General features: G+C 40.2%; 9 protein-coding genes. 8 read left to right on the top strand and 1 reads right to left on the bottom strand.

Features of this window, described 5'->3' with window-relative positions; all coding sequences use genetic code 11:
* The first annotated feature begins 296 nt into the window (after positions 1 to 296).
* The 5 genes from RMX89_RS20225 (at position 297) to RMX89_RS20205 (ending at position 5,955) form a co-directional block, all read left to right on the top strand.
* Positions 297 to 1,295, top strand: a complete 999-nt coding sequence (locus RMX89_RS20225) for a metal ABC transporter substrate-binding protein (protein ID WP_322690193.1) — start codon at positions 297 to 299, stop codon at positions 1,293 to 1,295.
* Positions 1,296 to 1,444: 149 nt separating this feature from the next.
* Entirely contained in the window at positions 1,445 to 2,224 is a 780-nt protein-coding gene (locus RMX89_RS20220; RefSeq protein WP_322690192.1) for a metal ABC transporter ATP-binding protein, read from the top strand.
* A gap of 45 nt (positions 2,225 to 2,269) precedes the next feature.
* A complete protein-coding gene (locus RMX89_RS20215) occupies positions 2,270 to 3,133 on the top strand; it encodes a metal ABC transporter permease (protein WP_322674946.1) in 864 nt (287 codons plus the stop codon).
* Between the two features lie 64 nt (positions 3,134 to 3,197).
* Positions 3,198 to 3,770 (top strand): chemotaxis protein CheB, encoded by a 573-nt coding sequence (locus RMX89_RS20210; RefSeq protein ID WP_322690191.1) that lies wholly within the window; start codon positions 3,198 to 3,200, stop codon positions 3,768 to 3,770.
* A 4-nt stretch (positions 3,771 to 3,774) separates the two neighbouring features.
* Positions 3,775 to 5,955 (top strand): response regulator, encoded by a 2,181-nt coding sequence (locus RMX89_RS20205; protein ID WP_322690190.1) that lies wholly within the window; start codon positions 3,775 to 3,777, stop codon positions 5,953 to 5,955.
* Between the two features lie 89 nt (positions 5,956 to 6,044).
* Here RMX89_RS20205 and RMX89_RS20200 read toward each other — a convergent pair whose 3' ends face one another.
* A complete protein-coding gene (locus RMX89_RS20200) occupies positions 6,045 to 6,416 on the bottom strand; it encodes a DUF2237 domain-containing protein (RefSeq protein ID WP_322690189.1) in 372 nt (123 codons plus the stop codon).
* A 1,041-nt stretch (positions 6,417 to 7,457) separates the two neighbouring features.
* On the opposite strand from RMX89_RS20200, the gene psbA reads away from it, so the two are divergent.
* From psbA to RMX89_RS20185, 3 genes are all read left to right on the top strand, one after another.
* The gene (psbA, locus tag RMX89_RS20195; RefSeq protein WP_322690188.1) at positions 7,458 to 8,540 is read left to right on the top strand and encodes a photosystem II q(b) protein; all 1,083 of its coding nucleotides are present in this window, start codon (positions 7,458 to 7,460) and stop codon (positions 8,538 to 8,540) included.
* 803 nt (positions 8,541 to 9,343) lie between these two features.
* Complete coding sequence (locus RMX89_RS20190; RefSeq protein WP_322690187.1) at positions 9,344 to 11,692, top strand: PAS domain S-box protein; 2,349 nt, start codon at positions 9,344 to 9,346, stop codon at positions 11,690 to 11,692.
* Positions 11,679 to 13,178, top strand: a complete 1,500-nt coding sequence (locus tag RMX89_RS20185) for an ATP-binding protein (protein WP_322690186.1) — start codon at positions 11,679 to 11,681, stop codon at positions 13,176 to 13,178. Before RMX89_RS20190 ends, RMX89_RS20185 begins: the two co-directional genes overlap by 14 nt.
* Positions 13,179 to 13,183: the final 5 nt, after the last annotated feature.

Below are 13,183 nucleotides of genomic sequence, written 5' to 3'. Positions count from 1 at the left end.
TGTATTTACTTTTGCATTTTTTTAAATACAAAAAAGCCGAAAAATCATATTTGTCTGTAAGTTATTTCACAATAGTAAAATATTTGTTTGTGATGTAAATAACAAAAATATTTGAATCAGTCAAAAAAACCTTTAAAAAGACAAAAGTAAGGAATCATGGTTAAGCCAGAACTCAGAAATACAGTTTATTGCAATAGGTTCGCTTTTTTGCTCTGAAATTATTTTCATAATTCTTTCATTTTTATCTTACTTCTGCTAAAGTGAAACAAAAGTGAGAAGATTATGAAATTGCTATAATGAGATTTAATATCAATAACTTTCAGATGCAACTACCGCAGCACGGACAAAAATTGCCTGTAGCGTCTGGGCTGCTATTGTGGCTATGTTTGAGTGGGTGTAGCCCGTCAATCTCCAATTCTCAACCACAGTTAAGTCCAAACCCAGGCACAACTAACACCAACCTAGATAAAAAAGGTAAAAAAGTAGTTCTTACCACCTTTACAGTCATTGCAGATATGGCGCAAAACGTGGCAGGAGATAAGGCGATTGTTGAATCTTTGACCAAACCAGGGGCAGAAATTCATGGTTACGAACCAACTCCTAGTGATTTGGTGAGGGCGCAAAAAGCAGACCTCATTTTGAATAATGGTCTGAATTTAGAGCGTTGGGCACAGAAATTGTATAACAGTGTCCCTAATGTCCCTCACGTTACCTTAAGTGAGGGAATTAAGCCTGTTGAAATTGCGGAGGATGCTTACAAAGGGAAACCTAATCCCCATGCTTGGATGTCACCAGAAAATGCCTTAATTTACGTAGAGAATATTCGTAAAGCATTGGTTAATTTGGACTCAGCGAATGCAGAGACTTATAACACCAATGCCAAAGTATACAGTCAAAAGATTAAGGAAGTTGATGAGAAACTGCGAAAAGCCGTGTCGGTAGTTCCAGCAGACAAGCGCTACATGGTAAGCTGTGAAGGCGCTTTCTCATACGTCACCCGCGATTATGGCTTGAAAGAAGCTTATCTCTGGGCAGTCAACTCTGAACAACAAGCTACTCCCAAACAGCTAGAGAAAGTCATTGATATAGTTAAAAAAAATAAAATACCTGTAGTTTTCTGTGAAAGTACAGTTAACGATGGAGCGCAACGTCAGGTAGCTAGAGAATCGGGAGCAAGGTTTGGTGGAGTGTTTTATGTTGATTCCCTGTCTCCAGCCAATGGGCCAGCACCAACTTATCTCAAGTTGCTAGAAGGTAATATTAATACTCTAACTCAGGGATTAGAGCAAAAATGAGCAAGTATGCAAGAATAAATCTAACTATTGTAAATAAGCTTGTAGTAACGAATTTAGTCCTATTTTGTTCTCTGGAAAACGTTACGTCTTTGGAAAGAGGGCTGAAGCCGCTCACTACAAACTATTAATTAATTTTAGAGGTGATTTTAATGAAATCCATTAGTATTGATGTCGAAAATTTGACAGTAGCTTACCACGGCAAAGTTGCTTTACATGGTGCTTATTTGCAAATTCAAGCAGGTTCAATCAGTGGTTTAGTAGGGATGAATGGTAGTGGTAAATCAACCCTATTTAAAGCGATTATGGGTTTTTTGAAGCCAGTTACAGGAAGGGTTTTGATTAATGGTTTACCGATAAAGACTGTACAGAAAAAAAGCTTGGTCGCTTATGTACCACAGTCAGAAGAGGTGGACTGGAATTTTCCAGTAAGTGTCCATGATGTGGTGATGATGGGACGCTACGGATACATGAATATACTGCGAATTCCATCGGCGAACGATCGAAGAGTGGTAAGGGAGAGTTTAGAGAGGGTACAAATGTGGTCGATGCGCGATCGCCAAATTGGAGAACTCTCTGGGGGACAGAAAAAACGTGCCTTTCTCGCCCGTGCTTTGGCACAACAGGGAACAGTTTTGCTATTAGATGAACCTTTCACCGGGGTAGATATCAAAACAGAAAAAGCGATGATTGACTTATTACTGGAATTGCGAGAGGAAGGTCATACAATTTTGATTTCTACTCATGACTTAGCATCTATCACTACTTTCTGTGACCAAGTAGTACTCATTAACCGTACTATTTTAGCTTATGGTGATACATCCGAAGTTTTCACAGAAGAGAATCTCTCACGGACTTTTGGCGGTTCTCTTGGAGATTTATCTCTCAACAAAAGTCAGCTAATCCGTGGAAATCAAGGTGAATCTGATTGATTGAGAATTTTTAGTTGATATTGCTTGGATTAAAGTTATAAAAATATGAATACTCTTGCATTCTTAGACTGGTTCACTACACCCCTACAGCATGAATTCATGGTGAAGGCAATTTGTGTAAGTGCCTTAGTTGGGGTGGTTTGTTCTGTTTTATCTTGTTTTATGACCCTCAAAGGTTGGGCACTAATGGGAGATGCTGTTTCTCATGCAGTAATGCCTGGGGTTGTAATTGCTTATGTTTTAAATATCCCTTTTGCTGTGGGTGCTTTTGTTTTTGGAGTGGGTTCAGTTATTGCGATCGGTTATATCAAAGCGAAAACGAGAATTAAAGAAGATACTGTCATTGGACTTGTATTTACAGGATTTTTTGCTCTTGGTTTGGTACTAGTTTCCAAAACTCCAAGCAGCGTAGACTTGACCCACATCTTGTTTGGAAATGTCTTAGGTATTTCTAATGAAGACATTATCCAAACGGTGATTATTAGTGTAATTACTTTAGTAACAATAGCTGTTTTACGCAAAGACTTACTATTATTTTGTTTTGACCCCACTCATGCACGTTCCATCGGCTTGAACACAGGAGTACTGCACTATATTTTACTATCATTACTCTCGCTAACTGCTGTCGCCGGACTCCAAACAGTGGGAATTATTCTGGTTGTCGCTATGTTAGTTACTCCGGGAGCAACGGCTTATTTGTTAACAGACCGTTTCGACCACATGATACTAATTGCAATGGCATCGGGCGTATTTTCTAGTGTCATGGGGACTTACATCAGCTATCATATCGATGGTGCAACTGGGGGTTGTATAGTGGTGTTACAAACCTTGTTGTTTATCATAGCAATGATTTTTGCACCTAAACATGGGTTACTGGTAAGAGCAAAGAAGCAAGAAAACACTGACTGATTCAGTATGAAATACCCTTTGCTATTTACGTAACCCCCATTCTACAGGTGTGAGGGCGAAATAAGTGTCGTTTAAAATTGTGGTAATTGGTACTTCTTTAGGCGGATTATCAGCATTGAAAATCGTCTTGGGTAATTTACCCGCAGACTTTCCTGTAGCGATCGCGATTGTACAACACCGTCATAAAGAATCTAGCAACACACTCCAGGATTTATTACAAGAATCCACTTTGTTGAAAATTCGCGAAGTGGAAGACAAGGACGAAATACTACCGGGATATATCTACATAGCCCCAGCAGATTATCATTTACTGGTTGAACCAGGTCACTTTGCTCTTTCGACTGATGAGCCTGTTTCTTATGCTAGACCATCTATTGATGTGCTGTTTGAGTCGGCAGCCGATGTCTACACAGAAGAAGTTATTGGTGTAATATTGACAGGAGCGAACCAAGATGGTATGCAAGGTCTTAAGAAAATAAAAGCGCGGGGAGGAATTACTATTGTACAAGAACCTGCCACAGCTGAAAGCGACATTATGCCAGAGGCAGCAATTTCTGCTATTGAAGTAGACTGGATTTTGACACTCTCAAACATTGCTTCCCAGATGGTCAAGCTTTGTCAATTATCACCGAAATAAACCGATGCAGATGGAACGCAAAGTCAACATCCTCCTAGTAGATGATAAACTAGAAAATTTGCTGGCACTAGAGGCAATCCTAGAAAAATTAGGGGAGAATCTCGTGAGAGCTACTTCCGGGGAAGAAGCTTTGAGGTGTCTGCTTCATCAAGACTTTGCGGTGATTTTGCTGGATGTGCAAATGCCTGGGATGGATGGCTTTGAAACTGCTACCTTAATTCGTAATCGGGGGCGATCGCGTCACACTCCAATTATCTTTCTCACCGCCTTTAGTACCAGCGACCAAATGCTGTTTAAAGGTTATGCCTTGGGTGCTGTTGATTATCTGCTCAAACCACTAGACCCCAATATTTTGACTTCTAAAGTCACCGTATTTGTAGAACTATTTAAGAAAACAGAAGCCATCAAGCAACAAACAGCGCAATTGGTAGCTGTAAATACCGAACTCAGGCAAAGTGAAGAACGATTCCGATCGCTAAGTACCTGCTCACCCGTTGGCATTTTTGAAACTGATACCGAAGGTGACTGTAAATATACTAATCCCCGATATCAGATAATTTGTGGCTTGAAAGCCGCAGAGAGTTTAGAGAAGAGATGGCTGGAATCTGTTCATCCAGAAGATAGAGAACGAGCGATCGCTAGTTGGTCTGCTTACATTTGTGAAGGTCGGGAATACTCAGAAGAATTTCGCTTTCAGGCTGCTCATGGTAATATTCGTTGGGTTCAAGTTCGCTCATCACCGATGCTTTCCAGTCAAGGAGACTTATTGGGTTATGTAGGCACTCTTGAAGATATTACCGAACGCAAGCAAGCAGAAGAAGTCCGCGCTCAAGTGATTCGCGAACAAACGGCAAGACAAGAAGCAGAAGCTGCAAATCGGATGAAAGATGAGTTTCTAGCAGTTCTTTCCCACGAACTGCGCACGCCTCTAACCTCAATGCTGGGCTGGTCAAAAATCCTCCGCACCAAGAAACTTGACGAAAAAGCCACTTCTCGCGCCTTGGAGGCGATCGAACGCAACGCCATATCTCAGATGCAACTAATTGAGGATATTTTGGATGTATCCCGGATTATCCGCGGTCAGTTGCGGTTAAACGTATCGGCAGTGAATCTAATCTCGGTGATGGAAGCAGCTTTAGAGGCAGTGCGTCCCCTAGCAGAGCCAAAAGAGATTCAATTAAATACTCTGCTGGATACTTCCATAGGATCAGTCTATGGCGATCCAGCCCGTTTACAGCAAATTGTCTGGAACCTACTAACTAATGCAATAAAATTTACCCCTAAAGGTGGCAGGGTAGAGGTTAGGCTATCAAAGCATTTTGGATTTTCGATTTCAGACTTTGGTGTGGGCGCTACTTCCACAACCATCAGTACAAGCCAGTCGAACAATTTGAGATTTGAATCTGATAGTGAAAATTTAGACTCTGCAAATACTGATGAAAGCAATAATCTAAAATCTAAAATCCAAAATCCAAAATCTCAGTACGCCCAAATTGAAGTTATCGATACGGGCGTTGGTATCAGTTCCGAGTTTTTACCCAAAGTATTTGAGCGTTTTCGCCAAGCAGACAGTACCACAACGCGATCGCACAATGGATTAGGACTAGGATTAGCGATCGTCCGTCATCTAGTGGAACTGCACAAAGGTGCAATCTTTGCCGAAAGTTTAGGTACTGGACAAGGAGCAACCTTTACTGTAAGACTACCACTTCTACAAGATAATAAGGGTAGTAGGGTGAGTAGAGAAGCTACAGGAGAAATTTCTTCCCCTGTGGCATCGACGCCCCTTGCTGGATTAAAAGTTTTAGTTGTAGATGATGAAGCAGATACCCGTAACTTTCTCAGTTTTATGTTTGAGGAGTATGGGGCTTTTGCCAGTGCGGTAGCATCAGTTGATGAAGCCCTAGTAGTAGTTGAACAAGCAAAACCAGATATCCTGATTAGCGACATCGGTATGTCAGAGCAAGATGGTTATACACTGATTAGGAAACTGCGCTCTTTAGAACCAGAAAAAGGTGGACGCATCCCCGCGATCGCTTTAACAGCATACACGCGAGAGGAAGACCGCTTGAAAGCCCTAAAAGCTGGGTTTCAGCAGCATTTATCTAAGCCAATTGACCCCAATAAGTTGATTTCTGCGGTTGCCAATATATTACAACTGCCTTTGGAAGTTCCAGTGAGTTGATTTGGAATTGGGGAGGGGAAGCAGGGGAGCAGGGGAGCAGGGGAGCAGGGGAGCAAGGGAAGAATTAATGCCCTATGCCCTATGCCCAATCAAGACGAAGTTAGGGCATGTTTTTTCAGTTCGTCTAGAGAAACTACTTCCAAAGCTCTAGCATGGGTTGCTGAAAGTATTACGGGTGGAGCAACACCAGCTTCGAGAGCTTCTTGCCAGCGAGAAGCACACAAACACCAGCGATCGCCAGGTTTCAATCCAGGAAAATTAAAATCAGCAACAGGTGTGCTGAGGTCGTTCCCTTGTGATTTGGTAAACTCCAGGAATTCTGATGTTACTTGGGCACATATGACATGGGAGCCGAAATCTTGACCACCTGTCCGACAAAAGCCGTCGCGGTAAAACCCAGTCACGGGAGAAGTACAGCAAACCTCTAGGTTTCCATCGATTACATTTTTAGCGTCTGTCATCGTTAATTCGTTGTACTTGATTTTTCCACTTAATATAAGCTTATATTTATTGTCAATTTTCTGGTTGAATAAAAATCGCGATCGCTAATTAATTCCCAAAAGCAGAGAATGCTAAAATTATTTACTCAAAATCGTTAAAAATAAATTTTTCAGCAGAATATTTAAGAGCGATCGCTCTCAGTTAAAATAAAAACCCCTGGCTAATTACCAGGGGTAATGCAAGTCAGTACTTTCGCATGGAATGTATCCTACTCAAATACCATAGCAACCCTCTAATTTACAGATATGCCATTTTGCCAAACAAAAAAAGCCCTCAGTGGTAAGCTGAGGGTTAATTTTTTAGAATAGCGGTAATATACAAACTTATTATTCCCAGAAAAGTAAGCAAATAATACTTGTAGTCGTTTTTTATTGGTGTAATAGAGGAGCCAGTCTTTACAAATCGAAGTGGCTTCTGACGATCAGAATTTCTTGTTCCCTTTTCTACGAAAGGCTATGCGAACAGAGGGTTACTTGCGAATCTGACTTTTCACGGTATCTGGAAAACCTCTCTTCTATTTCTCTCTTTTTTCAGGAGAGAGACTTTGAATTTTCCCCCTTCCCTCATAGGGAAGGGGGTTAGGGGGTTAGGTCAATCGTTGGCTTTTCCACATAACGTGAAAAGTCAGACTTGCGAATGGCACGCTGGTTAAGATACAGCCCTTGCCCTAACTGGTTAAGAGCCTCCAAGCTGGGAAACCTCGAAGGCTCCGCCTCCATAGCTTGACAAGAGGCAGAGCCTCGCAAAACTCATTCCCAGCCTGGAGGCTGGGAACGACGATACAATAAGTCTTTGAGCTTTACAAGCGTGCCATTCCGCTATATAAAGATAACTTTGGCGTATTCTTGCCTCGTTGTTTGGTTTTAAATAAGCAAAACTGATAACTCATATCAGATTTGCTGTAGTAATAAAACTTGATTAAAAATTGTAAAGCAGTGTAAAGTAGTTTCACAGGCAAAGACGAAACCGCCTGATTCATAAATAACCGCAATCATAAAACAATGACAACAACCATCCAACAGCGCCAAAGCGCCAATGTATGGGATCGATTCTGCGAATGGATCACCAGCACCAATAACCGGATCTACATCGGTTGGTTCGGCGTAGTCATGATCCCCACCTTGCTAGCCGCCACCGCTTGCTTCGTAATCGCCTTCATCGCTGCTCCTCCAGTAGACATTGATGGCATCCGCGAACCAGTAGCAGGTTCCTTGATTTACGGAAACAACATCATCTCTGGTGCAGTAGTTCCTTCCTCCAACGCCATCGGTTTGCACTTCTACCCAATTTGGGAAGCAGCTTCTCTTGATGAGTGGTTGTACAACGGCGGCCCTTACCAGTTGGTAATCTTCCACTTCCTGATTGGCGTATTCTGCTACATGGGTCGTGAATGGGAACTATCCTACCGCTTAGGAATGCGTCCTTGGATTGCAATTGCCTATTCAGCACCAGTAGCAGCAGCAAGTGCAGTATTCTTGGTATATCCCATCGGACAAGGTTCATTCTCTGACGGTATGCCTTTGGGTATCTCAGGAACATTCAACTTCATGATCGTGTTCCAAGCAGAACACAACATCCTGATGCACCCCTTCCACCAGTTAGGTGTAGCAGGTGTATTCGGCGGAAGTTTGTTCAGTGCAATGCACGGTTCTCTTGTAACTTCTTCCTTGGTTCGTGAAACAACCGAAACCGAGTCCCTTAACTACGGTTACAAATTCGGTCAAGAAGAAGAAACCTACAACATCGTTGCAGCCCACGGCTACTTCGGTCGGTTAATCTTCCAATACGCTTCCTTCAACAACAGCCGTTCACTGCACTTCTTCCTCGCAGCATGGCCTGTAATCGGAATCTGGTTCACCGCCTTGGGTGTAAGCACAATGGCGTTCAACTTGAACGGTTTCAACTTCAACCAATCAATCATTGACTCTGAAGGTCGTGTGATTTCAACTTGGGCGGATGTAATCAACCGCGCTAACCTGGGTATGGAAGTAATGCACGAGCGTAACGCTCACAACTTCCCTCTCGATTTGGCTGCTGGCGATTCTGCTCCTGTAGCAATAAGCGCTCCTGCTATCAACGGTTAATTCTGAAGTTTAGCTAAATAAGAAAGCGCCCTCTGGTAACGGAGGGCGCTTTTTGTTTTAATGTATAAGAATTACAAGTTGCTTTAACCCACTTTTCCTAACAATTCAAAATATATATATGGGAATAGACATCAATTATTAGTTCGGTCAATTACTACGTAAATGACTTGAGTTAAGGAAAAATATATTTCTAGCCAGCCAATTTTTTACTATAGGAAACCATATCTCTTCAACATTTATATAATTTAAAGATCAAAACCGTTGAATTTTCTTTCATCTACTTTCATAAAGTATTGCTATGGTAAAGCCGTAGCAAATGCTTCTATGTTGATAGTTTTTATCGATTGTAATAAATTAGGATTTTTAGTATTAAACAAGTCCAAGTCCTGTTTCAGGTGTCTTTCGTAGAATTCAGACAAATTTATCATTAAAGAAGGCTTATTGATAATTAAGTCTTTTTGTTGTTTTATCATAAATTGCCACATTATTTAATATGTAGGCATTTCAGGCTATTTTATCTTCCCCCTAGCTGTGCAAGTGATATTTTCTTAGTGTAAACTATCAGACATATTTTACACTGGAGATTTGCATAAATATTGAACCGACATGTATCTCTGTAAGAAGTCTCTTTGAGTACAGACCAATTTTTTATCCCCAAATATCAAAGAGCTTATACATGAAATTCTGAATCAGTAGAAGATTGGATCGTAAAAAACAAATTTTGCAAAAAAATTAATAATTATTTTAGATTTAAAATAATTAAATTTTAGTACATAATAAAAACTTTTATCACAAAACCACTAATGCTATTTTCTGAAAATGAAAGCCAAAGGAGTTTTAATTTCCTTTTCTCTAAAAATCCCAATCCTATGTGGGTATATAACCAGAATAATCTGCAATTCTTAGATGTAAATGAAGCTGCTGTTGTTCACTACGGCTACTCACGAGAAGAGTTCTTGCAAATGCGAATAAGTGACGTTCGCCCTTCAGAAGATGTGCCTCTCTTACTTGAATATTTACGACAAAAGCATTCTAGCTTGGACTTTACTGGACGATGGCGACATCAGCGAAAAGACGGACAGATTATTGATGTTGAAATTTTCACACAGACAATAGACTATGGCAATTATAAGGCTCGTTTAGTTCATATACGAGATATCACAGAACACAAACAAATAGAAAGAACTCTTCAACAAAGTGAAGCTAGATTTCGAGTTATTTCTGAAGCTATTCCTGTTCCATTCATTATTTCGCGTGTGTCTGATGGGTTAGTTTTATACGCTAATACAGAGTTGCTTCAAACATTTCAGTTTTCTCCAGAGTATTTAGTTAATCGCAAAAAAATTGTAAGTTTATATCATAATTTGACAGATTTAGAAGCGCTGTTAACAGTTCTTAATCAACAAGGGTTTATTCATAATTATGAATTGCAATTAAAAAAAGCAGATGGAACTCGTTTTTGGGCGATCGCTTCTTTACAATATTTAGTTTTTAACAATGAATCAGCCATTTTAACAGTATTTAATGATATTAATGACCGCAAAAACGCCGAAACAAAACTTCAAGAACAAAATGAGTTTTTGCGGATAATTTTTGAGAACATACCATTGATGATTGCCCTGATCGATACCAATGGTGAACTCCAGTGGGTGAACCAAGAATGGGAAAATATTCTTGGTTGGAAATTTCAAGATTTCCAAACTCGTGATCTCTTGAAAGTGCTATATCCTAATTCTGAATATCGACAGGATGTAATTAATTTTATTCAGTCTGCACAACGCATTTGGGGTGACTTTAAAACTCAGGTGCGCGATGGTCGTCTATTGGATACATCTTGGACTAATGTTTACCTTTCAAATGGTCAAATTATCGGTATTGGGCAAGATATCACAGAACGTAAGCAAACTGAACTAGCTCTAAAAGCTCAAGCCGAGCGGGAGCAATTGATGCGAACTGTTGCTCAACGGATTCGTCAATCATTGAATCTTCAAGATATTTTGAATGCAACAGTTCAAGAAGTGCGAGATTTACTTGGGGTCGATCGAGTAATAGTCTATCAGTTTGACTCAGAAATGATCGGCACAATTATGGCAGAATCAGTGGAACCTGGATGGACGGTTTCGTTGGGTGTAGAGATTCACGATACGTGTTTTCAAACAGGCTCAGGAGTGGAATATTATCAGGGACGCAAACGAGCGATCGCTAATATTTATGAAGCTGGACTAACTGATTGCCATATTCGCCTGTTAGAACAGTTTGAGGTGAAAGCAAATTTAGTTGTGCCGATTTTACTAGAAGTAAGCTCTCAAAGCCCTGGCTCTCACATTTGGGGTTTACTAATTGCTCACCAATGCTCTGGTTTTCGCGAGTGGGAAGAAAATCAATTAGATTTGCTCGATCGAGTAACAGTCCAATTAGCGATCGCAATTCAACAATCCAGCATCTTAGCGCAAGCTCAAACTGAACTTCTTCAAAGACAAAAAGCTCAAATAAAGTTAAAAACAGCCTTAGCTGAAAAAGAAGTTCTTTTAAAAGAAGTTCATCATCGAGTTAAAAACAATTTGCAAATTGTCTCCAGTTTATTACAACTTCAGTCTCAAACACTCAAAGACCCAGAAATAATCAAAGTTCTTCGAGAGAGTCAAAATCGAATTGAGTCAATATCTCTAATTCACAAAAATTTATATACTTCCGCTAATATCGGACAAATTGATGTCGCTGACTATATCAATAATTTAGCAGCTAGCTTACTAATTTCCTATCAAATATGCCCTGGTAAAATTTCTCTAGAAACTGATATAGATTCAGTAAGCTTGAATGTCGATCAAGCTATTGCCTGTGGATTGGTAATTAACGAATTAATCTCCAATGCCCTCAAACACGCTTTTCCCAATCAACAAGTAGGCACAATCAGTATCGCTTTACACAATATTGACAACAGTATCGAGATGACTATCCGAGATAATGGGATTGGTTTACCAGATAATTTAGATTGGAGAAATACTGATTCTTTGGGTCTGTCGTTAGTACATGACTTGGTTACAGAACAACTAGAAGGCGATATTACTCTAGAACGCGATCGCGGAACAGTATTCAACATAAAATTTACGCAGTTAACTTTGCATTCATCAATATCAAATGGATCGAGCTAGGATTTTAGTCGTTGAAGATGAAGTGATTGTGGCTAGAACTATTGCTAGTCAACTCAATCAGCTAGGATACATTGTTACGGGTACAGCTTCATCTGGAAAAGTTGCCATTGCCAAGGCATCGGAAACTCAACCAGAACTAGTATTAATGGATATTATTCTTAAAGGTGATATGGACGGTATTGCTACTGCCACTCAGATTCGCGAGCAGTTAGATGTACCTATAATTTATTTAACCGCTTATGGCGACGACCATACCTTAGAAAGAGCCAAAATTACCCAGCCTTTTGGATACATCGTTAAACCATTTACTACAAAAGATTTAAAAATTGCGATCGAGATTGGTTTGTTAAAACACCGATTAGAACGCGAACTGCGGGAAAATCGAGATCAGTTAGCAACCCTTTTAAACTCAATGAGTGATGCTGTAATCGCTACTAATGAGCAGGGAAAAATGACATTCATGAATCCCGCAGCTGAAGCACTGACTGGGTGGGAGCAAAAAGATGCTTTAGGAAATGAAGCAGCAAAAATTTTTCATATTGTCGATGAAGTGACAGAGACAACATTAGAAAACCCTGTGACAAAAGTGCTGCGAGAGCAACAGGCTGTTTATTTAGGGGAATTCACATCTCTGATTACAAAAAATGGCAAAAGAATTCCCATTGGCGATAGTGCTTCACCACTGAAGCGAGGAACTGACCAGATAAATGGTGTAGTAGTTGTTTTTTGGGATCTTAGCGAACGACGGCAAACAAAATTGCTAGAGCAAGCATTAGAGAAGGAGCAAGAACTTAACCGTCTCAAATCCCTATTTATCTCTACTGTATCTCATGAGTTCCGTAATCCTCTAACTGTTGTTCAAACCGCAGTAGAACTCATGGAAATGCAGGGAGCAAATTTAACAGATACAAAAAGAGGCATCTATTTAAAGCGAATTCAAGGCGCTGTCCAATCTATGGAAAAACTCATGGAAGAAGTGCTGTTTATGGGTCGAGCAGAAGCAGAAAAACTCATATTCAACCCTGCTCCCCTTAACCTAGAGCAATTTTGTCAAGAGTTAATCGAAGATTTTTTGATGGTTAAAAGCAGCGCTTGTGAAATTGGTTTTACCTGTCATAGTGAGAATACGTCCGCTGTCATGGATGAAGGACTCTTACATTACCTATTTGCAAATCTTCTCTCAAATGCGGTTAAATATTCTCCCCAAGGTGGCAAGATTCAGTTTGATTTAATATGTGACGCAATTGAGAAAGTAGCAACTTTTTATATTCAAGATCGGGGTATGGGTATTCCAGAAGCAGACCAAGCTCGACTGTTTGAATCATTCTACCGAGCCTCAAATGTCAAATCAATTCAGGGTACTGGATTGGGGTTAGTAATTGTTAAAAGATGCGTTGATGCTCATCAGGGTCAAATCAGTGTCACAAGTGAAGTTGGAGTTGGTACTAAATTTACAGTAATTTTGCCCTTAAATTCTGAATCATGAGTTAT

The sequence above is a fragment of the Nostoc sp. DedSLP04 genome, from assembly GCF_034530775.1.
Taxonomy (GTDB): domain Bacteria; phylum Cyanobacteriota; class Cyanobacteriia; order Cyanobacteriales; family Nostocaceae; genus Nostoc.
The sequence above is the reverse complement of the archived record's forward strand: the minus strand, read 5'-3'. Positions and strand labels throughout refer to the sequence as shown.